This is a genomic window from Microbacterium sp. MEC084 (assembly GCF_004514465.2).
Classification (GTDB): domain Bacteria; phylum Actinomycetota; class Actinomycetes; order Actinomycetales; family Microbacteriaceae; genus Microbacterium.
On sequence record NZ_MYFP02000030.1, the window covers coordinates 1 to 21,854 of the forward strand.

23 protein-coding genes and 2 pseudogenes are annotated in these 21,854 nt (G+C 71.5%); 19 read left to right on the forward strand and 6 right to left on the reverse strand.

Going from position 1 to position 21,854, the window contains the following annotated elements; genetic code table 11:
• Positions 1–138 (reverse strand): annotated as a pseudogene (locus B5M43_RS14175) (leucine zipper domain-containing protein); the annotation flags it as partial.
• Positions 139–372: 234 nt separating this feature from the next.
• Here B5M43_RS14175 and B5M43_RS14180 point away from each other — a divergent pair.
• The 14 genes from B5M43_RS14180 to mnhG all read left to right on the forward strand — a co-directional run bounded on the left by B5M43_RS14180 (position 373) and on the right by mnhG (position 13,045).
• A complete protein-coding gene (locus B5M43_RS14180; RefSeq protein WP_134746363.1) occupies positions 373–693 on the forward strand; it encodes a hypothetical protein in 321 nt (106 codons plus the stop codon).
• Positions 690–1,100 carry a phage holin family protein gene (locus B5M43_RS14185; RefSeq protein ID WP_055987674.1) on the forward strand — a complete coding sequence of 137 codons (411 nt, stop codon included), beginning with the start codon at positions 690–692 and terminating at the stop codon, positions 1,098–1,100. The genes B5M43_RS14180 and B5M43_RS14185 overlap by 4 nt, the downstream gene beginning before the upstream one ends.
• Positions 1,090–1,377 (forward strand): hypothetical protein, encoded by a 288-nt coding sequence (locus B5M43_RS14190; RefSeq protein WP_134746361.1) that lies wholly within the window; start codon positions 1,090–1,092, stop codon positions 1,375–1,377. The genes B5M43_RS14185 and B5M43_RS14190 overlap by 11 nt, the downstream gene beginning before the upstream one ends.
• A gap of 148 nt (positions 1,378–1,525) precedes the next feature.
• On the forward strand, positions 1,526–2,230 hold the full coding sequence (hemQ, locus tag B5M43_RS14195; protein WP_055987678.1) for a hydrogen peroxide-dependent heme synthase: 705 nt from the start codon (positions 1,526–1,528) through the stop codon (positions 2,228–2,230).
• Positions 2,227–3,261, forward strand: a complete 1,035-nt coding sequence (gene hemC / locus B5M43_RS14200; RefSeq protein ID WP_230668214.1) for a hydroxymethylbilane synthase — start codon at positions 2,227–2,229, stop codon at positions 3,259–3,261. The genes hemQ and hemC overlap by 4 nt, the downstream gene beginning before the upstream one ends.
• On the forward strand, positions 3,258–4,166 hold the full coding sequence (locus B5M43_RS14205; RefSeq protein ID WP_134746359.1) for a uroporphyrinogen-III synthase: 909 nt from the start codon (positions 3,258–3,260) through the stop codon (positions 4,164–4,166). Before hemC ends, B5M43_RS14205 begins: the two co-directional genes overlap by 4 nt.
• Positions 4,163–5,146 carry a porphobilinogen synthase gene (hemB, locus tag B5M43_RS14210; protein ID WP_134746357.1) on the forward strand — a complete coding sequence of 328 codons (984 nt, stop codon included), beginning with the start codon at positions 4,163–4,165 and terminating at the stop codon, positions 5,144–5,146. Before B5M43_RS14205 ends, hemB begins: the two co-directional genes overlap by 4 nt.
• A gap of 61 nt (positions 5,147–5,207) precedes the next feature.
• Positions 5,208–6,527, forward strand: a complete 1,320-nt coding sequence (locus tag B5M43_RS14215; protein ID WP_134746355.1) for a glutamate-1-semialdehyde 2,1-aminomutase — start codon at positions 5,208–5,210, stop codon at positions 6,525–6,527.
• Positions 6,528–6,756: 229 nt separating this feature from the next.
• The gene (locus B5M43_RS14220; RefSeq protein WP_134746353.1) at positions 6,757–9,729 is read left to right on the forward strand and encodes a Na+/H+ antiporter subunit A; all 2,973 of its coding nucleotides are present in this window, start codon (positions 6,757–6,759) and stop codon (positions 9,727–9,729) included.
• Complete coding sequence (locus tag B5M43_RS14225; protein WP_055987685.1) at positions 9,726–10,307, forward strand: Na(+)/H(+) antiporter subunit C; 582 nt, start codon at positions 9,726–9,728, stop codon at positions 10,305–10,307. The genes B5M43_RS14220 and B5M43_RS14225 overlap by 4 nt, the downstream gene beginning before the upstream one ends.
• Positions 10,304–11,866, forward strand: a complete 1,563-nt coding sequence (locus tag B5M43_RS14230) for a Na+/H+ antiporter subunit D (protein WP_134746351.1) — start codon at positions 10,304–10,306, stop codon at positions 11,864–11,866. The genes B5M43_RS14225 and B5M43_RS14230 overlap by 4 nt, the downstream gene beginning before the upstream one ends.
• Complete coding sequence (locus B5M43_RS14235; protein ID WP_134746349.1) at positions 11,863–12,438, forward strand: Na+/H+ antiporter subunit E; 576 nt, start codon at positions 11,863–11,865, stop codon at positions 12,436–12,438. Before B5M43_RS14230 ends, B5M43_RS14235 begins: the two co-directional genes overlap by 4 nt.
• On the forward strand, positions 12,435–12,713 hold the full coding sequence (locus B5M43_RS14240; RefSeq protein ID WP_055987691.1) for a monovalent cation/H+ antiporter complex subunit F: 279 nt from the start codon (positions 12,435–12,437) through the stop codon (positions 12,711–12,713). The genes B5M43_RS14235 and B5M43_RS14240 overlap by 4 nt, the downstream gene beginning before the upstream one ends.
• A complete protein-coding gene (mnhG, locus tag B5M43_RS14245; RefSeq protein ID WP_134746370.1) occupies positions 12,713–13,045 on the forward strand; it encodes a monovalent cation/H(+) antiporter subunit G in 333 nt (110 codons plus the stop codon). Before B5M43_RS14240 ends, mnhG begins: the two co-directional genes overlap by 1 nt.
• A gap of 129 nt (positions 13,046–13,174) precedes the next feature.
• Here mnhG and ald read toward each other — a convergent pair whose 3' ends face one another.
• Complete coding sequence (gene ald, locus B5M43_RS14250) at positions 13,175–14,275, reverse strand: alanine dehydrogenase (RefSeq protein WP_134746347.1); 1,101 nt, start codon at positions 14,273–14,275, stop codon at positions 13,175–13,177.
• 121 nt (positions 14,276–14,396) lie between these two features.
• Between ald and B5M43_RS14255 the strand changes: the two genes are divergently transcribed.
• The 4 genes and pseudogenes from B5M43_RS14255 (at position 14,397) to B5M43_RS14270 (ending at position 17,793) form a co-directional block, all read left to right on the forward strand.
• Positions 14,397–14,903 (forward strand): Lrp/AsnC family transcriptional regulator, encoded by a 507-nt coding sequence (locus B5M43_RS14255; RefSeq protein WP_055987696.1) that lies wholly within the window; start codon positions 14,397–14,399, stop codon positions 14,901–14,903.
• Positions 14,904–15,159: 256 nt separating this feature from the next.
• Positions 15,160–15,992 (forward strand): annotated as a pseudogene (locus B5M43_RS14260) (MetQ/NlpA family ABC transporter substrate-binding protein).
• A 71-nt stretch (positions 15,993–16,063) separates the two neighbouring features.
• Positions 16,064–17,125, forward strand: coding sequence for a methionine ABC transporter ATP-binding protein (locus B5M43_RS14265; protein ID WP_134746345.1), 1,062 nt, complete (start codon positions 16,064–16,066; stop codon positions 17,123–17,125).
• Positions 17,122–17,793 (forward strand): methionine ABC transporter permease, encoded by a 672-nt coding sequence (locus tag B5M43_RS14270; protein ID WP_082542868.1) that lies wholly within the window; start codon positions 17,122–17,124, stop codon positions 17,791–17,793. The genes B5M43_RS14265 and B5M43_RS14270 overlap by 4 nt, the downstream gene beginning before the upstream one ends.
• Positions 17,794–17,820: 27 nt before the next feature.
• Here the strand turns inward: B5M43_RS14270 and B5M43_RS14275 are convergent, their stop codons facing one another.
• Together B5M43_RS14275 and argG are read right to left on the reverse strand one after the other, a co-directional pair.
• A complete protein-coding gene (locus B5M43_RS14275; protein WP_134746343.1) occupies positions 17,821–18,249 on the reverse strand; it encodes a VOC family protein in 429 nt (142 codons plus the stop codon).
• Between the two features lie 182 nt (positions 18,250–18,431).
• Positions 18,432–19,874 carry an argininosuccinate synthase gene (gene argG / locus B5M43_RS14280; protein ID WP_055987703.1) on the reverse strand — a complete coding sequence of 481 codons (1,443 nt, stop codon included), beginning with the start codon at positions 19,872–19,874 and terminating at the stop codon, positions 18,432–18,434.
• A 77-nt stretch (positions 19,875–19,951) separates the two neighbouring features.
• Here argG and B5M43_RS14285 point away from each other — a divergent pair, with 77 nt between their 5' ends.
• Positions 19,952–20,758, forward strand: coding sequence for a TerC family protein (locus B5M43_RS14285; protein WP_134746341.1), 807 nt, complete (start codon positions 19,952–19,954; stop codon positions 20,756–20,758).
• Positions 20,759–20,789: 31 nt separating this feature from the next.
• Here B5M43_RS14285 and B5M43_RS14290 read toward each other — a convergent pair whose 3' ends face one another.
• Both B5M43_RS14290 and B5M43_RS14295 read right to left on the reverse strand, forming a co-directional pair.
• Complete coding sequence (locus B5M43_RS14290; protein WP_055987707.1) at positions 20,790–21,059, reverse strand: hypothetical protein; 270 nt, start codon at positions 21,057–21,059, stop codon at positions 20,790–20,792.
• A gap of 7 nt (positions 21,060–21,066) precedes the next feature.
• Positions 21,067–21,834 carry a Pr6Pr family membrane protein gene (locus tag B5M43_RS14295; RefSeq protein WP_167626796.1) on the reverse strand — a complete coding sequence of 256 codons (768 nt, stop codon included), beginning with the start codon at positions 21,832–21,834 and terminating at the stop codon, positions 21,067–21,069.
• Between the last annotated feature and the right edge of the window lie 20 nt (positions 21,835–21,854).

Below are 21,854 nucleotides of genomic sequence, written 5' to 3' on the forward strand. Positions count from 1 at the left end.
CAGCGCCCACTTCTTCGCGGTTGGCCAGGACACCCGGAAGTAGTCCGCTGCTGCCGCGATCGTCCAGTCCTCGTCGATGACCTTCTGGGCGAGACGGAGCCTTTGGCGCGGGGTCAGCGCCGCGTTAGCGTGAGACACGAGAACCTCCCTGGTTCAGAGCGGATGCGGTAGCAGCTCCACTCTGCCGGGAGGTTCTCGTCACATCAGGGAAGCCAGATCAAACAACGTCCCTGGGCAGTACACCTAGCGGGTCGCGGTCCCCACCGCAAGCGGATGCCGATCCGGGAATACGGCGCTAGCCTTGGCAGAGTCCGTCGGCGGATCACGCGATGCGCGGTCCATTGGCACATCCGAACGACGTGAGGAGAACCCATGCGGGGGAAGTTGGGACTCGTGATCGGCCTCGGTGCGGGCTACGTGCTCGGCACGCGCGCCGGCCGTCAGCGGTACGAGCAGATCAAGACCCAGGCGCTCAAGGTCTGGAACCTCGAGCCCGTGCAGGAGCAGGTCGGCAAGGCCAAGAAGCTCGCCACGTCCAGCGCCATGGCGCTGCCTCGCGCCGCGTGGAGCGGCGTGGTGGGCGTCGCCAAGGCCGCCGCCAAGCAGGGCACGCCCGGCACCAAGCTCGACGCCGCCCTCGACGCGACCAAGGACGCGGCCGAGGACGTGAAGAAGGCGGCTGACGACCGATGACCATGCGCTCGCCGTTGCGCGACCGGGCGGACGACGGGCTCTTCACGCTGATCGGCGACGTGCCGCAGCTGGTGAAGAACCTGGTCGTCGCCGAGTTCAACGCCGTCAAGGGCTGGGCCGTCAAGACCGCGACCGACGCGGGCATCGGCACGGGCTTCATGATCGTGGCGCTGTTCTTCATCGCCTGGGTCGTGCCGATGTTCCTGGTCTTCCTGACGGCGCTGCTCTCGCTGTGGCTGCCCGTGTGGGCGTCCGCGCTGATCGTGATGGGCATCGGGGTGGTGCTCGCGCTGGTGGCCGGCATCGTGGGACTCGTCTTCTACCGTCGCATCGGCCGCCGCGAGAGCCCCATCCAGGCCGCAAAGACCGACGTGCTGATCGTGAAGGACGCCGCCGATGAGTATTGACACGCTCCGCCACACCTCACTGACGCCCCGCACCGTGGTGCCGAGCGGGATCACCGACCCGGTCGAGCGCGCCCGCGCCGAGCTGAAGGCCGCGCTCGCCGCGATCGAGCACAAGGCGAACCTCCCGGCGCGCGCCGCCGAGAAGATCGAGGCCGGCGCGGTGAAGGCCCGCGCCTTCGCACGGCGTCAGCCGGCCGCCGCGGCCGCCGGCGCGGTGGGCGCCGCGCTCGCGCTCGGCGCCGCGATCTGGGGCCTCGCCCGCCTGATCTCCCGCTGAGCCGAGGGCGGGCTTCATCCGTTTCGACTCCGCTCGCTGGCGCTCGCTCCGCTCAACGACCGGGTAGGGGAGCCCGGGCGGGGGATCCGATAGCCAGTCGTGATCCTCTCGGTTTGTCCCCTCACCACGCGAGGGGGAGGATGGGTCCATGGCTGAGCAGCACCCCGCGAACCCGGCCGGCGACACCCCCGAGGTCGTCGGCGACAACTACAGCCTCTGGGCCGTCTGGCGCCGCGATCCCGCCCGCGCCGTGCCCGAGGCGCACGACACCGAGCTCGAGGACATCGTCTCGTTCCTCGCCGACGGCGGCGTGACGGTCCGCGGCTTCTACGACGTGAGCGGCCTGCGCGCCGACGCCGACCTGATGGTGTGGATGCACGGTCCGGTGGCCGAGGACCTGCAGAAGGCGGTGCGCCGCCTGCGCCGCACCGAGCTCATCCGCACGCTGCTCCCCACCTGGAACGCCATGGCGGTGCACCGCGACGCCGAGTTCAACAAGAGCCACGTGCCCGGCTACCTGCGCGGCATCCCGCCCAAGCAGTGGCTGACGGTCTACCCGTTCGTCCGCAGCTACGAGTGGTACCTGCTGCCCGACGAGGAGCGCCGCCAGATGCTCGCCGACCACGGCCGCAAGGGCGCCGCGTTCCGCGGGGTCACCGCCAACACGATGGCGTCGTTCGCCCTCGGCGACTACGAGTGGATGCTGCCCATGGAGGCGGATCAGCTCACCGACCTCGTGGACATGATGCGCGAGCTGCGCTACACCGAGGCCCGCCGCCACGTGCGCGAGGAGGTGCCGTTCTTCACGGGCCGCCGGATCGAGATCCCCGAGATCGCCGAGATCCTGCAGTGACCGACGCCGTGGCGGTCCCGGACGCACCGCCCATCCGCCTGGGCACGCGCCGCAGCGCGCTGGCGATGACCCAGTCGGGTCACGTCGCCCGGGCGCTGGAGGAGGTCTCGGGCCGTCGCGTCGAGCTCGTGCAGATCGTCTCCGAGGGCGACACGAACCGCGGCTCGCTGTCGCAGCTCGGCGGCACGGGCGTGTTCGCCACCGCGCTGCGCGAGGCCCTGCTGGCGGGGGAGTGCGACCTGCTCGTGCACTCGCTCAAGGACCTCCCGACCGCGCAGCCCGACGGCCTCGTGATCGCCGCGAACCCGTCGCGCGCCGACGCGCGTGACGTGATTCTGACGCGCGATGGCGTGCCGCTCGAGGCGCTGCCGGCCGGCTCGCTGATCGGCACCGGATCGCCGCGCCGCATCGCGCAGGTGCTGCGCGCGAACCCCGCGCTCGAGGTCCACGACCTGCGCGGCAACGTCGACTCCCGCATGCAGCGCGTGGTGGACGGCGAGCTCGCCGCGATCGTGCTCGCCGCCGCCGGCCTCGACCGCCTCGGCCCGGAGACCGACCTGCGCTTCGAGCAGCGCGATCTGGGCGCCTGGCCGACCGCGGCCGGCCAGGGCGCGTTGGCGGTCGAGACCCGCGCCGACGCGGACCCCGAGCTGCTCGAGGCCATCCGACGCCTGGACGACCCGCGCACGCGACTCGCCGTCACGCTCGAGCGCGCCGTGCTGGCGGGCATCGAGGCCGGATGCCACGCACCGGTGGGCGTGCACGCGCGCTTCGAGGGCGACGATCTGCACGTCCGCGCGGCGGTGTACGGGCTGCGCGGCGAGCATGTGATCGAGGTCGAGACGGTGGAGGCCGTGTCCATCCCCGCACCGGTACAGGGGTATATTCGGGGTCAAGGCAGTGGCAACGGTGCGGATGCTGCCGATGGCGTGGATCAGATCGACCACGCGCGCGCTATCGGATCCGATATCGCACGTCGGCTGCTCGAACGTGGGGCGGCCGACCTCGTACCGCGAGAGTCCCCCTCATGAACACAGACCCGACACATCCGGACCGGCGTCCGGGCAAGCCCATGACCGGCTGGCGCGTCCTCGTGCCGCGCGGCGGCCCGTGGGGCGACGGCGTCGCGGCGACGCTGCGCTCGCAGGGCGCGGTGCCCGTGATCGCGCCGCTGATCAACTTCGCCCCGACGGACGACTCGGCCACGCTCGAGCGCGCGCTCGCCGACCTCGCCGCCGGCGAGTTCGACTGGGTGACCGTCACGAGCGCCACCACGGTCGACGTGCTCTACGCGTACGACGCGAAGATCCCCGAGGGGACCAAGGTCGCCGCCGTCGGCGAGACCACGGCCGCCGCCCTCACCGCGGTGGGCTATCGCGTCGACCTCGTCCCCGACAGCGACAACTCCGCGGCCGGCATGGCGCGGCAGATGAACGAGCTGGAGCCCCAGCCCCGCCGCATCCTGACGCTGCGCAGCGAGATCGCCAAGCCCGTGCTCACCAACATGCTGATGGAGGCGGGGCACGACGTCCGGAGCGTCGTCGCCTACCGCACGGTCGGCGTGCCGGCCAAGGACAACGTCGTGCGCGACGTCCTCTCGGGCCGCATCAACGCGATCCTCGTCACGAGCGGCTCGGTCGCCGAGCAGGTCCGCGAGCAGTTCCCCGACATCCCCGACGCCACGATCATCGCGGCGATCGGCCCCCGCACCGCGCACGACGCCGACCTCCTGGGCCTGCCGATCCACGTGATCGCCCCCGAGCAGACGATCGACTCGCTGATCCGCGCGCTGGCGGACATCCCGGTCCCGCCGCTGTCGCCCGAGGCGGCGGCGATCCCCGAGACGGGCCCCGTGGCGACCGGCGCGATCCGGATCGACCGCACGCCGACCGGGGTGATCCACACGGTCTCCGAGGACCGGGGGCGCAGCCGATGAGCTTCCCGACCCACCGCCCGCGTCGCCTGCGGCAGTCGCCCGCCGTGCGCCGGCTCGTGCGCGAGACGCACCTCGTGCCGTCGCAGCTCGTGCTGCCGATGTTCGTGCGCGAGGGGATCGACGCGCCCGTCGAGATCTCGTCCATGCCGGGCGTGCGCCAGCACACGCTGGACTCGCTGCGCCGGGCCGCGGTCGAGGCCGCCGAGGCGGGCGTCGGCGGCGTCATGCTGTTCGGCGTGCCCGCGACGCGCGACGCGGTCGGATCGGGCGCCGACGACCCGGCCGGCATCCTGAACGTCGCGACCGAGGCCCTCGTGGCCGAGGTGGGCGACGCGCTGGTCGTGCAGACCGACCTGTGCCTCGACGAGTTCACCGACCACGGCCACTGCGGCGTGCTGGCCGCCGACGGCTCGGTCGACAACGACGCCACGCTCGAGCGCTACGCCGCCATGGGCGTCGCGCAGGCGCGCGCCGGATCCGCGCTGCTCGGCCTGTCGGGCATGATGGACGGCCAGGTCGCCGCGGTGCGTCAGGCGCTCGACGCCGAGGGCTTCGCCGACACCCTGATCCTGGCCTACTCGGCGAAGTATGCCGGCGCCTTCTACGGCCCGTTCCGGGAGGCCGTCGACTCGCAGCTCAAGGGCGACCGACGCACGTACCAGATGGACCCCGGCAACGGCCGCGAGGGCGTCAAGGAGGCGCTGCTCGACGTCGAGGAGGGCGCCGACGTCGTCATGGTCAAGCCCGCGCTGCCGTACCTGGACGTGCTCGCCGACGTGCGCGCCTCCGTGGACGTGCCGGTGTGGGCCTACCAGGTGTCGGGCGAGTTCTCGATGATCGAGGCCGCCGCCGCGAACGGATGGATCGACCGCCGCGGCGCCATCCTGGAGTCGCTCCTCGGCATCCGCCGCGCGGGCGCCGACGCCATCCTGACCTACTGGGCGGCCGAGGCCGCCGGCTGGCTGCGCGAGGAGCTCTGACCCCGGTCCGCTCCGGTGGTCCCCGGGCGGGACACCAGCCGGAGCACGAGACAATGGACCCATGAGCGATCGCAACGACGACCTGTTCGCCCACGCCCGCGAGGTCATCCCCGGCGGCGTGAACTCCCCGGTCCGGGCGTACGGGTCCGTCGGCGGGACGCCGCGGTTCGTGCAGTCCGCGCGCGGGCCGTACATCACCGACGCCGCCGGCCGCGAGTATGTGGACCTGGTCGCGTCGTGGGGGCCGGCCCTGCTGGGGCACGCGCACCCGGAGGTCGTCGAGGCGGTCCGCGAGGCGGCGACCCGCGGCCTGTCGTTCGGAGCCCCGACCGAGGGCGAGGTCGAGCTCGCGGACCTGGTCGCGCGCCGCGTCTCGGCGGGTGGGCTCAACCCGGTCGAGCAGGTGCGCCTGGTCTCGACGGGCACCGAGGCGACCATGACCGCCATCCGGCTGGCGCGCGGCGTCACCGGCCGCGACCTGCTCGTCAAGTTCGACGGCAACTACCACGGCCACTCCGACGGTCTGCTCGCGGCGGCCGGCTCCGGCCTCGCGACGCTCGCGCTGCCGGGCACGGCGGGCGTCCCGGCGCCGATCGCCGCGCAGACGCTCGTGGCGCCGTACGGCGACCTCGACGCCGTGCGGGCGATCTTCGCCGAGCACGGCGACCGGATCGCGGCCATCATCGTCGAGGCCGCCCCCGCGAACATGGGCGTGGTCCGCCCGGCCGACGGCTACAACGCCGGGCTCGCGACCATCGCGCACGACCACGGCGCGCTGCTCATCCTGGACGAGGTGCTCACGGGCTTCCGGGTCGGTCCCGCGGGCTACTGGGGCCTGCAGGTCGAGGCGGGCGAGGCGTACGAGCCCGACATCATCACCTTCGGCAAGGTCATCGGCGGCGGCATGCCCCTCGCCGCGCTCGGCGGCAAGGCCTCGGTGATGGAGCAGCTCGCCCCGGTCGGCCCGGTGTACCAGGCCGGCACCCTGTCGGGGAACCCGCTGTCGGTCGCGGCGGGCATCAAGACGCTGCAGCTCGCGACCCCCGAGGTCTACGCGGCGGTCGACGCGGCGGCCGACCGCGTCGCGGCCGAGGTGTCGGCGGCGCTGTCGGCGGAGGGCGTCGAGCACGCGATCTCGCGCGCCGGCAGCCTGTTCAACCCGGTGTTCGCGGCCGAGGCGCCGCGCGACTATCCGGCCGCCAAGGCGCAGCAGGCGCACCGCTACGGCCCCTTCTTCCACGCCATGCTCGACGCGGGCGTCTCGCTGCCGCCGAGCGTGTTCGAGGCCTGGTTCCTCACGGCCGGTCACGACGAGGAGGCCCTCGGCCGCATCGTCGACGCGCTGCCCACGGCCGCCCGAGCGGCCGCCCGTTCTCTGTAGAAGCGTCTCGCACGCTCGCACGGGGTCGGTCGCGCGGGGTCGAGCCGGCGGCGCGGCTTCCTGCGTTTCGACTCCGGCTCGTTCCTCGCCTCCCCTCAACGACCGGGGATCGCTCGCACGGGGTCGATCCCTTGCGGGGCCGGGTTGCCAGAGCGCGTGGATAGACTGGCGGGACACCTTCCCGCCTGCCTGAGCCGCTGCTTACGCCCGACGAGCCCGAGGAGACGCCATGCTGCTTCTCCTCGTCGCGTGCGCCGCAGGGTCCCTGCTCCTGGCGGGGCTCGCGCGTCCGCTCGGCGCCCGGGTGTTCTACGTCGCGGCGGTCTTCCCGCTCGCGGCGTTCGTGCACGCCTGCCTGGCGTCCGCACGCGTGCTCCACGGGGACATCCCGTTCGCGGCGTATGCCTGGATTCGGCCGCTCGGCATCGAGATCTCGATGCGGATGGACACGCTCGGCTGGGTGATGGCGCTGGTCGTCAGCGGCGTCGGCGCGCTCGTGATGATCTACTGCCGCTGGTACTTCCGCGGCCGCAGCGAGGGGCTCGGCCGGTTCTCCAGCGTGCTCCTGGCCTTCGCCGGAGCGATGTACGGCCTCGTGCTGACCGACGACATCGTCATGCTCGTGATGTTCTGGGAGATGACGAGCATCCTGTCGTACCTGCTGATCGGGCACTACCACCTGCGCTCGACCAGCCGCCGTGCCGCCCTGCAGGCGCTGCTGGTCACCACGCTCGGCGGGCTCGTGATGCTGATCGGCGTGGTGCTGCTCGCCGTCGAGGCCGACACGACGAGCCTCAGCACGATCCTCGCGGAGGCGCCCACCGGGCCGATCGTGAACGTCGCGCTGGTGCTGCTGCTGGTCGGGGCGCTCAGCAAGTCGGCGATCTTCCCGTTCCACTTCTGGCTCCCTGGCGCGATGGCGGCGCCCACTCCCGTCAGCGCCTACCTGCACGCCGCGGCCATGGTGAAGGCCGGCATCTACCTGCTCGCGCGCCTCGCGCCCACGTTCGGCGACGCCGACCCGTGGCGGCCCGTGATCGTCACGCTCGGCGTGTTCACGATGCTGCTCGGCGCGTTCCAGGCGCTGCGCGAGAGCGACCTCAAGCGCATCCTCGCGTTCGGCACCGTGAGCCAGCTCGGCTTCATCTCCGTGGTGATCGGCTTCGGGACGCGCGACGCCGCCCTGGCCGGCCTCGCGCTCCTGCTCGGGCACGCGCTGTTCAAGTCCGCGCTGTTCCTCGTGGTCGGCGTGATCGACCGCCAGCTGTCGACGCGCGACATCGACAAGCTCTCGGGCGTGGGCCGCCAGGCCCCGGTGATGGCGGTGATCTCCTTCGTGGCCGTCGCGTCCATGGCGGGGCTGCCGCCCACGCTGGGGTTCGTCGCCAAGGAGGGCGCGCTCGTCGCGATGCTCGACGCCGCGGGACAGGGCGACGGATGGGGCGTGGTCGCACTGATCGGCATGGTCGCCGGCTCCATGCTCACGGTGGCATACGGCGGGCGCTTCCTGTGGGGAGCGTTCTGGACCAAGCACCGTCGCGACGGATCAACCCGGCCGGAGACCGCGTGGCCCGACCCCCCGATCGGCTTCCTCGGCGTGCCGCTCGTGCTCGCGACCCTCGGGCTCGCGGGCGGCCTGGTGGCGCCGCTGCTCGACGATGCGCTCGCGCCGTACGCCGACACCGCCGCGGCGATCGAGCCCGTCGCCGCGCATCCCGCTCACCTCGCGCTGTGGCACGGGCTCGGGCCGGCCCTCCTCCTGTCCGCGGTCACGCTGCTCGGCGGCGCGATCATCCTGTGGCTCGTCCGCGCCACGGGCTTCGACATCACGGGCCGCATCCTGCAGTTCACCGCGGCCGACGTGTACTACGCGATCACGCGCTCGGTCGACCGCGCCTCGGTCGCGGTCACGAGCCTCACCCAGCGCGGCTCGCTGCCGATCTACGTCGGCACGATCTTCCTCGTGCTGGTGGTCGGCGAGGCCGTCGCGCTGTTCGCCGCGCCGGAGTGGCGGATCGCGCTGGACGCGTGGCAGGACCCCGTGCAGCTCGCGGCCGCCCCGCTCATGATCGCCGCGGGCGTGATCGCCGTGCGCGCGCGCAAGCGCTACACCGGCGTCGTCCTGGTCGCGGTGACCGGGCTGGGCATGGTCTTGCTGTTCGCCACCCACGGGGCGCCGGACCTCGCCCTCACCCAGGTGCTCGTCGAGGCGGTCACGCTGGTCGCGTTCGCCCTCGTCCTTCGCCGCCTCCCCTCGCGGATGGGCGCGCACAACGGAACGTCCATGCCGGTGCTGCGCGCGATGCTGGCGGCGTCGGTCGGGCTCACGATGGCCGCGCTGGTCGTGATCGCTACGAGCGCGCGCATCCACGACCCCGTGTCGGTCGGCTGGGCGGACCTCGCCTACGAGATCGGTCACGGCAAGAACGTGGTCAACGTCGCGCTGGTCGACCTGCGCGGCTGGGACACCATGGGCGAGCTGTCGGTCCTGATCCTCGCCGCGACGGGCGTCGCGTCGCTGGTGTTCGTCACCGACCGCGCCGACTCGCTGCAGCGGCTCACGCGCCGGCTCCCACGCGCCACGCGCGGCGCGGCCCGGCGCCGTCCGCTGGTCGAGACGACCCAGGGCATCCAGGTGCAGAGCGCGGGCACGCGCGACCGGCCGCGGGCCTGGCTGATCGGCGGGCAGCGGATGAGCGCGGAGTCGCGCTCGATCATGCTCGAGGTGGTCGTGCGGATCCTGTTCCACACGATCATCGTCGTGTCGATCTACCTGCTGTTCGCGGGGCACAACCTGCCGGGCGGCGGCTTCGCGGGCGGCCTGGTCGCGGGAATGGCGCTCGTGATGCGCTACGTCGCGGGCGGCCGCTACGAGCTCGGTGTCGCGGCGCCCACCGACGCGGGCCATCTGCTCGGCGCGGGCATGATCCTCGCCGTGGGCACGGCGGTCGCGCCGCTCGTCTTCGGCCTCGACCCCCTCACCCGCGCCGTCTGGGAGGCCGAGCTCCCCGTGATCGGCCACCTCGAGTTCGTGACGTCCACGATCTTCGACGTCGGGGTGTACCTCGTCGTGATCGGCCTGGTGCTGGACGTGCTGCGCAGCCTCGGCGCCGAGGTCGACCGACAGATGAAGGGCGCAGGTGTCGACGGGCGCCCGCACGAGCCGTTCCGTGCGGCCGCCCCCGAGGGAGGCGCGCGATGAACGTGTCCCTCACCCTCGTCGTCGTGATGGCCGTGCTCTACGCGGCGGGGGTCTACGCGATGCTCGAGCGGAGCCTCACGCGCGTGCTGATCGGGTTCCTGCTGCTCGGCAACGCCACCAACCTGCTGCTGATGATCGTGATGGGCTTCCCCGGAATCGCGCCGTTCGCGGGCGACGAGGGCCGGCAGAGCGATCCGCTCCCGCAGGCGCTCATGCTGACGGCGATCGTCATCACGTTCGCGGTGAGCGCGTTCCTGCTCGCGCTCATCTACCGCTCGTGGCAGCTCGGTCAGGCAGACACGGTCGAGGACGACGCCGAGGACATCGCGCTGCGCATGCGCGCCGCGGAGGCCGAGCAGGTGCTCGGGGCCGAGGGCGCGGGCGACGAGGCCACCACGGACTTCGTCGACGTCGTCGCGTCGCCGCTGCGGGCCATCGACGGCGCAGACGCGCTGGGCCTGCTTCCCGACGCGCCGGTGGACATTCCCACGTCGGCATACGGCGCGTCCGGCGCCCAGAGCCCGGACGGCGCGGATGACGGCGACCGCCCGCAGACGGACGAGGAGGGCCGCTCGTGAGCCTCAGCCTCCTCGTCCCGCTGCTCGTCGCCCTGCCGCTCCTCGGCGCCGCGGTGACGCTCATCGGCGGGCGCCGCCGGCGCCTCCAGGTCGTGGTCTCGATCGCGACGCTGAGCATCACATTCGGGCTCGCGGTGTTCCTCTTCGCGGTGGTCGACGGCGGCAGCCCGCTCGCGGTGTCGGTGGGAGGCTGGCCGCTGCCGTTCGGCATCGTGCTCTATGTCGACCGTCTCGCAGCCCTGCTGGTGGCGGTCTCGAGCGTCGTGCTCCTCGCGGTCCTGCTCTTCTCGGTCGGACAGGGCGCCGCGGACGGCGACGACGACACCCCGGTGTCGATCTTCCACCCGTCGTACCTGATCCTGGCCGCCGGGATCTTCGACGCGTTCATCGCGGGCGACCTGTTCAACCTCTACGTCGGCTTCGAGATGCTGCTCGTCGCGTCGTACGTGCTCATCACGCTCGGCAGCACCGAGTCGCGCATCCGCACGGGCGTGGTGTACATCGTGGTGTCGCTCGTGTCGTCCGTGCTGTTCCTGTCCGCGATCGCGGTCATCTACGGCGCGCTCGGAACCGTGAACATGGCGCAGATCGCCGAGCGGATGGCCGAGCTGCCGGACGGAGTGCAGCTCGTGCTGCACCTGCTGCTGCTCGTCGCGTTCAGCGTCAAGGCGGCCGTCTTCCCGCTGTCGTTCTGGCTGCCGGACTCGTACCCGACCGCGCCCGCGCCGGTCACGGCGGTGTTCGCGGGCCTGCTGACCAAGGTCGGCGTCTACGCGCTGATCCGGACCGAGACCCAGCTGTTCCCCGACAGCGACGTCAACACGCTGCTGCTGATCGTGGCGCTCGCGACCATGATCGTCGGCGTGCTGGGCGCCGTCGCGCAGGCCGAGCTCAAGCGCATCCTGTCGTTCACGCTCGTGAGCCACGTCGGGTACATGGTCTTCGGATTGGCCATGGCGACGCCGGCCGCCATCGGCGCGACGATCTACTACATGGTCCACCACATCGTCGTGCAGACCACGCTGTTCCTCGCCGTGGGGCTGATCGAGCGCCGCGCGGGCAGCACGTCGATCCTGAAGGTCAAGGGGCTGCTGGCCGCGGCGCCCGTGATCGCCGCGGTGTACCTGATCCCGGCCCTCAACCTGGGCGGCCTGCCGCCGTTCTCGGGCTTCATCGGCAAGTTCGCGCTGCTCGACGCCGCCGCGCAGGTCGGCACGCCGCTCATGTACACGCTGATCGTGGCCGGCATCGTCACGTCGCTGCTCACGCTCTACGCGCTGATGCGCGCCTGGAACCTGTCGTTCTGGCGCGAGGAGGACGACTCGGCCGAGACCGAGGCGCGCATCCAGCACCTCGGCACCGCGCCGGCGGCCGAGGAGGTCAGCAAGCGCCGCGTGATCCCGCGGATCATGACGTCGGCGACCGTGGGCATGGTCGCGGTCTCGGTGGGGCTGACGGTGTTCGCCGGACCGCTCTACGACATCTGCGAGCGCATCGGATCGGCCCTGCTCGAGCCGATCTCGCTCGTCGACCTGGGAGAGGTGGAGGAGGAGTCATGAGCCCGGATGCGCGCTCGCGCGCCCGCCACTTCTGGCACCAGCTGCCGTTCTTCGCCTGGCTCGTGCTGCTCTGGATGATGCTGTGGGCCCAGTTCACGGTGCTCTCCGCCGTGACGGGCGTGATCGTCGCCGTCTTCGTCACGACCGTGTTCCGGCTGCCGACCGCCGAGCTCTCGGGGCGCGTGAACCTGTGGTACGGCGTGGTCTTCATCGTCGCGTTCCTCGGCGCCGTGGTGCGCGGCGCGGTCACGGTCGCGTGGCAGACGCTGCGTCCCGGCGAGACCACCGCCGCGATCATCGCGGTGCCGCTGCGGACCGACTCCGACCTGATGATGACCCACACGGCGGTCGCGACCTCGCTCATCCCGGGTTCACTTATCGTCGAGGCCGACCGCGAGGCGCGCGTGCTGTACCTGCACGTGCTCGGCATCCGCGATCGGGCCGGCGTCGAGGCGCAGCGGCGCAGCGTGCTGCGGTGGGAGGCGCGCATCGTGCGCGCGGTGGGCTCGAAGACCGACCTCGCCGCGCTGCGGGGCGTGCACGTGGACGTCACGAGGGGAGCCGGGCGATGAGCGTCGACGCGATCCAGACCGCGCTCATCGTGGCGGCGCACGTGCTGTTCGCGGTCGCGGCCGCCCTCACGATCGTGCGCATCGTGCGCGGTCCGTCCATCCTGGACCGCGCCGTGGCGAGCGACGTGCTGCTCACCGAGGTGCTCTGCCTGCTCGGCGCCGAGATGGTCATCCATCAGCACACCCGCACCCTGCCGGTCATGCTGATCGTCGCGGCCGTGGGCGTGTTCGGGTCGATCGCCGTCGCACGATTCGTCGCGAGGAGGGATCAGTGATGGACGCCGCGCTCGACATCGCCGCGCTCGTGCTCGTGCTGCTGGGTGCGTTCCTGTGCCTGACGGCTGCGATCGGCCTGCTGCGCTTCCGCGACGTGCCGTCGCGCCTGCACGCGGCGACCAAGCCGCAGGTTCTGGGTGTCATGCTGATCGCCGCGGCGATCGCGCTGTCGATGCGCTCCTGGACCGTCGTCGTCGCGCTCATCCCCGTCGTCCTGATCCAGCTGGCGACCGCGCCCCTGAACGCCCACATGGTCGGCCGGCAGGCCTACCGCAACGGCACGGTCGACGAGGCCACGCTCGTCGTCGACGAGCTCGCCGACCGCCGCTGACCCCGCGGTGGGGCCTGGGCGGCATACTTCCGACACAACGCAGGAGCCGCCGGGGGCCCGACCCCGGAAACATGCGGATGGGGTGCCCGGCGGTCCCGGATTCTCCTGCGTTGTGTCGTCAAGCCGGCCTCAGTGCGCGAGCGCGTAGCCGCGGAACGCCTCGGCGACGCCCTGGTTCACGATCTCGCCGCCGCGCACGTTGAGGCCCTTGGCGAGGGCCGGGTCGGCGGCGGCCGCGTCGTCCCAGCCGCGGTCGGCGATCGCGGCGATGTACGGCAGCGTCACGTTCGTGAGCGCGCGGGTCGAGGTCTCGGGGACCGCGCCCGGCATGTTCGCGACGCAGTAATACAGCGACCGGTGCACGGCGAAGGTGGGGTCGTCGTGCGTGGCGGGGTGCGAGCCCTCGAAGCATCCGCCCTGGTCGATCGCGATGTCGACGAGCACGGAGCCGGGCTTCATGTCGGCGACCATGTCGCGCGTCACGAGCTTGGGAGCCGCGGCGCCGGGGATGAGCACCGAGCCGATCACGAGGTCGGCGTCGGCGACCGCCTCCGCGATCGCGAACCGCGTGGACGCGCGCGTCTGCAGCGCGCCGCCGTAGCGGCGCTCGAGCTCGCGCAGGCGGGGGAGCGAGACGTCCAAGACCACGACCTCCGCGCCCAGCCCGAGCGCGTTCGCCGCCGCGTGCTCGCCCGCCACGCCGCCGCCGATCACGACGACCTTCGCGCGGGGGGTGCCGGCCACGCCGCCCATCAGGATGCCGCGCCCGCCCTGCGCCCGCATGAGCGAGTAGGCGCCGACCGTGATGGACAGGCGCCCGGCGACCTCGCTCATGGGCACGAGCAGCGGCAGCGACCGGTCGGGCAGCTGCACGGTCTCGTAGGCGACCGCGGTGGTGCCGGCGTCGACGAGGGCCTGCGTGAGCGGCGCATCGGCGGCCAGGTGCAGGTAGGCGAAGAGGGTGAGGTCGGGGCGCAGGTGCCCGTACTCCTCGGCGATCGGCTCCTTGACCTTCACCAGCAGCTCGGCGTCGCCCCACACGTCCGCGGCGTCGGGCACGATCCGCGCGCCCGCGGCGGCGAAGTCGGAGTCCGCGATGCGCGAGCCCGCTCCCGCCCCCGCCTGCACCAGGACGTCGTGGCCGCGGTGCACGAGGGCGTCCACGCCGGCCGGGGTGATGGCGACGCGGTTCTCGTTGTTCTTGATCTCGGTCGGGATGCCGATCCGCATGGCTCTCTCCTTCGAAGCGCGGTCGTGGGTCTTCCCTCAGGATGGCAATTCCTTCGTCGCTTCCCCATATCGTGCGAAGATCATTCGTGAAATGACCGCGACAGAGGGAGGATCCCGCATCATGAGCCCCGCACGGACCCCCGAGTCGAAGAATCTGCGACCTGCCGAGCTGGACGAGCTCGACGAGCGGATGATCGAGATCCTCGAGCGGGACGGCCGGATCACGAACGCCGACCTCGCGGCGGCGCTCGACATCGCGCCGTCCACCGCGCACGCCCGGATGCGCTCGCTGATCGACCGGGGCGTGATCCGGGGCTTCCACGCGAGCGTCGACCACAACCGCCTCGGCCGGGGACTGCAGGCGATCATCGGCGTGACGCTGCGGCCGGGCTCGCGGCACGACGCGATCGTGCAGTTCGCCGACGAGGTGCGCCGCCTGCCCGAGGTGCTGCAGCTGTTCTTCGTCGGCGGCGTCGACGACTTCCTCGTCCACATCGCGGTCGAGGGATCGAGCGACGTGCGGCGCTTCGTGGTCGATCACCTGTCGGCCCAGCAGTCCGTCGCGTCGACGCGCACCAGCATCATCTTCGAGTACCACCGCAACGCCGTGGCGGCGCCGTTCCGCTGATGCGGCCGCATCCGGCGATGGGACCCGCTCCGGAGGTCGGACGCGAGGACTGAGCGGATTGCACCATCCCGCTGAGCAGATCGCGACTCTGTTTCGTCATATTTCGTGAGATCTGACATCACGTGTGCGGCGACGTACCGTGGGTGAGCCCCCGTGATCCGGGGTGAACATCCACTGAAGGAGCAACATGTCCCACGATCGCCGTGCCCTCGCCCGCCCCGTTCGCGCGCTCGCACCCCTGGCGGCCCTGGGCATGATGGCCCTCGCGGGCTGCGCCGCGGGAGGCGCCGACGAGGCCGCCCTCGGCACCGAGGAGAACCCGGTCCAGCTCGGCGTGGTCGGTGCCAGCGAGCCCTACTGGTCGGTGTACGAGGAGGCCGTCGAGGCCGAGGGCATCGCCCTCGAGATCGTCGACTTCACCGAGTACACGCAGCCGAACCCGGCGCTCAGCGAGGGCGAGCTGGACATCAACCAGTTCCAGCACATCCAGTACCTCGCCGAGTACAACGAGTCCTCGGGCGGATCGGCGCCACCGCGATCTACCCGCTGGGCCTGTACTCCGACAAGTACGACTCGGTCGAGGAGATCCCGGACGGCGAGACCGTCGTGGTCCCCAACGACACCACCAACCAGGCGCGCGGCCTGCTCGTGCTGCAGTCGGCCGGCCTGATCGCGCTCGAGGACGGCGGCAGCTCGCTGTCGACGGTCGACGACATCATCGAGGACGAGTCCCGCGTGCAGGTGAACGCGGTCGACGCGGCCATCACCGTGACGTCGCTGCCGGATGTCGCCGCCGCGATCGTCAACAACGACTTCCTCGGCAACGCGGGCCTCACGGCCGAGGACGCGATCGCGTCCGACGACCCGTCCGACCCGACCGCCCTGCCGTACGTCAACATCTTCGCCGTGCGCGCGGACGACATCGACGACGAGGTCCTGAACCAGCTCGTCGAGATCTACCAGTCGACGCAGGAGGTGCTCGACGGCGTGCAGGAGTCGGCCGGCGGCACCGCGGTCTTCGCGACCACGCCGAAGGACGAGCTGCAGACCGCCCTCGCCGACGTGCAGGAGACCATCGCGGCGCAGTGACCGATGCGGGCGCGTGCGGGATCATGATCCTGCACGCGCCCCGTCGTGTCCGGCCGGATTCGCGAGGAACCATGCCCCACATCCGCATCACCGACGTCACCAAGACCTACCCCGCGCAGCGCCGCGGGGACCGCGCCGTGACGGCCGTCGACAGCGTCAGCCTGGACATCGAGCGCGGGGACGTGTTCGGCGTGATCGGGTACTCCGGCGCCGGCAAGTCGACGCTCGTCCGCCTCATCAACGGGCTCGAACCCGTGACCTCCGGCTCGATCGAGGTCGACGGCGTCGACGTGACGAAGCTGCCCGAGCGCCGGCTGCGCGAGGTGCGGCAGGGGATCGGCATGATCTTCCAGCGCTTCAACCTGCTGCGCTCGCGCACCATCCGCGACAACGTCGCGTACCCGCTCGAGGTGGCCGGATGGCCCCGCGCGAGGCGCGCCGCGCGCGTGGCCGAGCTGCTCGACTTCGTCGGCCTCTCGGACAAGGCGGGCGCCTACCCGGAGCAGCTGTCGGGCGGACAGCAGCAGCGCGTGGGCATCGCCCGAGCGCTCGCGGCGGAGCCGGGCATCCTGCTCGCCGACGAGGCGACCAGCGCGCTCGACCCCGAGACGACCGACGAGGTGCTCGACCTGCTCGCGCGAGTCAACCGCGAGCTCGGCGTCACGATCGTCGTGATCACGCACGAGATGGATGTGATCGCCCGCATCGCGAACAAGGTCGCCGTCATGGAGGGCGGCCGGGTCGTCGAATCCGGGCCGACGTATGACGTCTTCACGGCGCCGACGTCCGACACCGCGCGCCGCTTCGTGCGCACGGTCGTCCGCGCCCTGCCCGACGGGGACGCGCTCGCCGCGCTGCGCGCGCAGCACGAGGGGCGCTTCTTCACGATCTCGTTCACCGACCAGGGCGCGTCCGACGCGCGGGTGTTCGGGGCGCTGGCCCGGGCCGGCATCGACTTCCAGCTCGTCCACGGCGGCGTCGACGACATCCAGGGCCGCGTCTACGGCCTGCTCACGATCGCGGTCCGCGGCGACGACGCGGCCCTGCGCGAGGCGCTGGCCGGCATCGGCCCCGGCGTGACGATCACCGAGGTGCCGGATGCCGGGCCCGCGGGGAACGGGGTGGCGGCGTGAACGATCTCCTCGACCGCCTGTCACAGGTCGGCCCCGACCTGTTCGAGCAGACCGGCATCACCCTCTGGCTCGTCGCGGCGGCGCTCGTGCTCGGCGGCCTGGGCGGTCTCGTGATCGGCACGGCCATCACGGTGACGCGGCGCGGCGCGATCCTCGAGCAGCCTGTCGTGTACTGGATCCTGAACGCGCTCGTGAACACGTTCCGGCCGATCCCGTTCATCATCTTCCTCGTCGCGCTGCAGCCGCTGGCCCGGATCGTGGTGGGCAAGGGCATCGGCAACGAGGCGATCATCTTCACCCTGTCGCTCGCGGCGACCTTCGGGATCGCCCGCATCGTCGAGCAGAACCTCGTGACGGTCGACCCCGGCGTGATCGAGGCGGCGCGCTCGGCCGGCGCGAGCCCGTGGCGGATCATCCGCACGGTCATCCTGCCCGAGGGGCTCGGCCCGATCGTGCTCGGCTACACCTTCGCGACCGTCGCGCTCATCGACATGTCCGCCGTCGCGGGCGTCGCGGGCGGCGAGGGCCTCGGCAACTACGCGCTCGCATACGGCTACCGACAGTTCGACGAGGTCGTGACGATCGCCGCGCTGGTGATCATCGTGATCATCACCCAGGTCGTCCAGGGCTTCGGCAATTGGCTGGCCCGCCGCATCCTGCGCCGCTGACGCGCGCCGGATGCGGCGGGAGCCGCCTCAGGCGGCGGGCTGCTGGCTGCTCGAGGCGTTGAGCATCCAGAACACCTCGAAGCGGTCCGTGAGCATGCCGAAGTGGTCGCCCCACGGCGCCTGCGCGTAGGGCTCGACCACGTTGCCGCCTTCGGCGAGCTTCTCGAACAGGCCCGCGAGCTCGTCGGGGTCGTCGCCGAACAGCGTCACGGTGACCCGCTGGCCGCCGTCGTACTCCATGCTCGACGGGGTGTCCGAGGCCATCAGCACGAAGCCGCTCTCGAGGTCGAGCTGGCCGTGCATGACCTTGGCGTGGTCCTCCTCGGCCAGGCCGGGGTGGGGCATGTCGCCCAACTTCATGATGTTCAGCGAGCCGCCGAGCACCGACTGGTAGAACTCCAGCGCCGCCGCCGCGTTGTCGCGGAACGAGATATACGGAGCGACCTTGAAGCCCATCGGGGATCTCGCCGGGCCGGATGCCCGGATCCAGAACCGAGGATCCCACCCGCCGCCGACATCCGGCACCCCGGACGATCGGAGGTCGCGGCACCAGGAGAAAGCCACGAGGCGAGGAGATCCGGATCCGGATCGTCCTCGCCTCGCGGAGAAGTCCTTGCGTCGCGACGCGGCCGAGCGGCTCAGTCGGTGCCGGAGTCGAACGCCGCGGACTCGCTGGACGCCTCGACGGCCTCCGCGAACTCCTCCTCGCCGAGGCCCGCGGGCGCGGCGGCCTGCGTGATCTCGCCGGCGGCGCCCGACTCGAGCGCGCCGACCAGCTCGGCGGTCGGTCCGCCGATCAGGCCCATGCCCGCGTACTGCTCGAGGCGCGTGCGCGAGTCGGCGATGTCGAGGTTGCGCATCGTGAGCTGACCGATCCGGTCCGTCGGGCCGAACGCGGCGTCGCCGACGCGCTCCATCGACAGCTTCTCGGGCGAGTACGACAGCGCCGGGCCGCTCGTGTCGAGGATCGTGTAGTCCTCGCCGCGGCGCAGGCGCAGCGTGACCGAGCCGGTGATGGCCGATCCGACCCACTTCTGGATCGACTCGCGCAGCATGAACGACTGCGGCTCGAGCCAGCGACCCTCGTACATCAGGCGGCCGAGGCGGCGTCCCTGCTCGTGGTAGGTCGCGAGCGTGTCCTCGTTCAGGATGCCGTTGACCAGGCGCTCGTATGCGATGAACAGCAGCGCCATGCCAGGGGCCTCGTAGATGCCGCGCGACTTGGCCTCGATGATGCGGTTCTCGATCTGGTCGCTCATGCCCAGGCCGTGGCGGCCGCCGATCGCGTTGGCCTCCTTGACGAGCGCGACGGCATCCGCGAACTCGGTGCCGTTGATCGCGACCGGGCGGCCGGCCTCGAACGTGATCGTGACGTCCTCGGCGGCGATCTCGACCGACGGATCCCAGAACCGCACGCCCATGATCGGCTCGACGGTCTCGAGCGAGACGTTCAGCTCCTCGAGTGTCTTCGCCTCGTGCGTCGCGCCCCAGATGTTGGCGTCGGTCGAGTAGGCCTTCTCGGCGCTGTCGCGGTACGGGAAGCCGTGCGCGACGAGCCACTCGCTCATCTCCTTGCGGCCGCCGAGCTCGGTCACGAAGGTCGCGTCGAGCCACGGCTTGTAGATGCGCAGGCGCGGGTTCGCGAGCAGGCCGTAGCGGTAGAACCGCTCGATGTCGTTGCCCTTGTAGGTCGAGCCGTCGCCCCAGATCTCGACGCCGTCCTCGCGCATCGCGCGCACCAGCAGCGTGCCGGTCACGGCGCGGCCGAGCGGCGTCGTGTTGAAGTACGTGCGGCCACCGGAGCGGATGTGGAAGGCGCCGCACGCGAGTGCGCCCAGACCCTCCTCGACCAGCATGGGCTTGCAGTCGATCAGACGCGAGGCCTCGGCGCCGTAGTTCAGCGCGCGGCCGGGGATCGACTCGATGTCGTCCTCGTCGTACTGGCCGAGGTCGCCCGTGTAGGTGAACGGGATCGCGCCCTTGTCGCGCATCCACGCGACGGCCACGGAGGTGTCGAGACCCCCGGAGAAGGCGATGCCGACGCGCTCGCCGACGGGCAGGGACTCGAGGACCTTCGACATGGCCTCAATCCTATGGCTTCGCCGGGATCTCCCCCGCCGAGTCGGCCGTCGCGGGCGTTGTACGGCAAGCTGTGAGCATGGAGTTCGCGCTCGAGTTCACCCCGGATCTCGCCATCGTCTTCGTCACCCTGTTCGTCCTCGAGGTGGTGCTCGGCGTCGACAACGTGATCTTCATCTCGATCCTCGCGTCCAAGCTTCCGCCCGAGCAGCAGGCCAAGGCGCGCAACCTCGGCCTCACCCTCGCGATGCTCATGCGGGTGCTCCTGGTGCTGTTCGCGGGATGGATCATCACGCTCGAGGAGAACCTGTTCCACATCGGCGAGATGGGCTTCTCGGGCCGCGAGCTCATCCTCCTCGCGGGTGGCCTCTTCCTCCTGTACAAGGCGGTCAAGGAGATCCACCACCGCCTCGAGGGCGACGACGACCACGGCTCGGCGGTCGGCGGCAGGGCCACCTTCGGCGCCGTGCTGGCCCAGATCCTCGCTCTCGACCTGGTGTTCTCGCTCGACTCGGTGATCACCGCGGTCGGAATGACCTCGAACATGCTCGTCATCATCACGGTCGTGGTGCTGTCGTTCGGCCTCATGCTGTTCGCCGCGAAGCACATCTTCACGTTCGTGAACAAGCACCCCACCGTGAAGATGCTCGCCCTGGCGTTCCTGATGCTGATCGGCGTCTTCCTCGTCGCCGAGGGTTTCGGCGTCCACATCGACAAGGCCCTGATCTACGGCCCGATGGCGTTCGCCATCCTGGTGGAGGGCCTCAACCTCGTCGCGGCGGCCCGCAAGCGCAAGCGCACCGGTCAGGCCTCCGAGCCGGTGCACCTCCACTCGGGCTACACCCCCGAGGAGGAGGCGCAGGCGACCTCCGACGCCAAGGGCTGAGCGGAGCCCGCCCCTCAGCGCCGGGCGCGCATCACCAGATGATGCCGCCGCCGGCCGAGATGCCGGCCCACGTGAGCGCCACGAAGATGCCGGCGAACACGACGGGCGCGATGCCCTTGCCCTGACGGCTGAGGCCCTTCAGCAGGGCGATCACGGCGAGCACGGCGGCGACCAGCGAGAGCCCGCCGCCGAGGATCAGCCCGATGAACAGCGGGATGGGCATGAGCACCAGTCCCGCGAGGCCCACCCAGAAGGCGGCCCAGGCGGTGCGGTTCGAGGACGACGTGTTCACGGAGCACATGTGTCCATCATGCGGCTTGGTGCGCGCCGATGGGCGCGATCGCCGCGCGGCGGCGGCCGATCGCGACGACCGCCCAGGCCACCAGGGCGATCGCGGCGGCGATGCCGACCACGTACAGCGCCACGCCCAGCGCGCCGCCGGCGGTGGGCGAGTGCGGGTCGAGGAACGGGTACGGGTACCACCACGCGTTGCCGGTCGCGGGCGCCACGACCGTGTTCGCCCGCAGCATCGTGTATCCGACCCAGGCGAGCGGGAAGACCAGGATGGTCGCGATCGCGCCCCGGCCGAGCGCGCGCCGGCGCGGGGCGATCAGCAGGTCGGCCAGCAGCGCGACGGGGCCGATCACGTGCAGGATCTCGTTCGACCACGCCACCGTCGCGCCCTGGGGCAGCTGCACGCCGCGCAGCAGCAGGTTGTAGACGATGCCCGTGACGATCATGTACGTCGTCACGCTCGCCAGCAGCATCGCCAGCCACTGCGGATCGCGGTCGGCGGCCGGGCCGGCGCGCCAGGTCCAGACCGCCGCGACCAGCAGCACGACCGCCGAGGCCACGTTGGACTCGATCGTGAAGAAGCTGAAGAAGTTCGCCGCCACGGTCGGCAGATGCGAGCCGTGCGGCGTCTCCATCGCGGCCGCGTTGGCGAGCGTGCGCTGCAGCTGCGCGATCACCGCGACCAGGATCAGCGCCGCCACCGCGACGCGTGCGGCGGCCCACGCGCGATCGATCGAGCGGGCGGGTTCGGCGACCGCGGGGGCGACGGCCTGCTGGGTCATGGCCACACCGTATCGCCCGC

Bases quoted from the DNA above. Each gene is read 5' to 3' on its own strand.
- B5M43_RS14205 (WP_134746359.1), top strand. From the start codon at position 3,258: ATGAACACAGACCCGACACATCCGGACCGGCGTCCGGGCAAGCCCATG.
- hemB (WP_134746357.1), top strand. From the start codon at position 4,163: ATGAGCTTCCCGACCCACCGCCCGCGTCGCCTGCGGCAGTCGCCCGCC.
- B5M43_RS14220 (WP_134746353.1), top strand. From the start codon at position 6,757: ATGCTGCTTCTCCTCGTCGCGTGCGCCGCAGGGTCCCTGCTCCTGGCG.
- B5M43_RS14295 (WP_167626796.1), bottom strand. From the start codon at position 21,834: ATGACCCAGCAGGCCGTCGCCCCCGCGGTCGCCGAACCCGCCCGCTCG.
- B5M43_RS14255 (WP_055987696.1), top strand. From the start codon at position 14,397: ATGAGCCCCGCACGGACCCCCGAGTCGAAGAATCTGCGACCTGCCGAG.
- B5M43_RS14240 (WP_055987691.1), top strand. From the start codon at position 12,435: ATGAGCGTCGACGCGATCCAGACCGCGCTCATCGTGGCGGCGCACGTG.
- B5M43_RS14225 (WP_055987685.1), top strand. From the start codon at position 9,726: ATGAACGTGTCCCTCACCCTCGTCGTCGTGATGGCCGTGCTCTACGCG.
- ald (WP_134746347.1), bottom strand. From the start codon at position 14,275: ATGCGGATCGGCATCCCGACCGAGATCAAGAACAACGAGAACCGCGTC.
- B5M43_RS14290 (WP_055987707.1), bottom strand. From the start codon at position 21,059: ATGTGCTCCGTGAACACGTCGTCCTCGAACCGCACCGCCTGGGCCGCC.
- B5M43_RS14215 (WP_134746355.1), top strand. From the start codon at position 5,208: ATGAGCGATCGCAACGACGACCTGTTCGCCCACGCCCGCGAGGTCATC.
- B5M43_RS14185 (WP_055987674.1), top strand. From the start codon at position 690: ATGACCATGCGCTCGCCGTTGCGCGACCGGGCGGACGACGGGCTCTTC.
- argG (WP_055987703.1), bottom strand. From the start codon at position 19,874: ATGTCGAAGGTCCTCGAGTCCCTGCCCGTCGGCGAGCGCGTCGGCATC.
- mnhG (WP_134746370.1), top strand. From the start codon at position 12,713: ATGGACGCCGCGCTCGACATCGCCGCGCTCGTGCTCGTGCTGCTGGGT.
- B5M43_RS14285 (WP_134746341.1), top strand. From the start codon at position 19,952: ATGGAGTTCGCGCTCGAGTTCACCCCGGATCTCGCCATCGTCTTCGTC.
- B5M43_RS14180 (WP_134746363.1), top strand. From the start codon at position 373: ATGCGGGGGAAGTTGGGACTCGTGATCGGCCTCGGTGCGGGCTACGTG.
- B5M43_RS14190 (WP_134746361.1), top strand. From the start codon at position 1,090: ATGAGTATTGACACGCTCCGCCACACCTCACTGACGCCCCGCACCGTG.
- B5M43_RS14265 (WP_134746345.1), top strand. From the start codon at position 16,064: ATGCCCCACATCCGCATCACCGACGTCACCAAGACCTACCCCGCGCAG.
- B5M43_RS14275 (WP_134746343.1), bottom strand. From the start codon at position 18,249: ATGGGCTTCAAGGTCGCTCCGTATATCTCGTTCCGCGACAACGCGGCG.
- hemQ (WP_055987678.1), top strand. From the start codon at position 1,526: ATGGCTGAGCAGCACCCCGCGAACCCGGCCGGCGACACCCCCGAGGTC.
- B5M43_RS14235 (WP_134746349.1), top strand. From the start codon at position 11,863: ATGAGCCCGGATGCGCGCTCGCGCGCCCGCCACTTCTGGCACCAGCTG.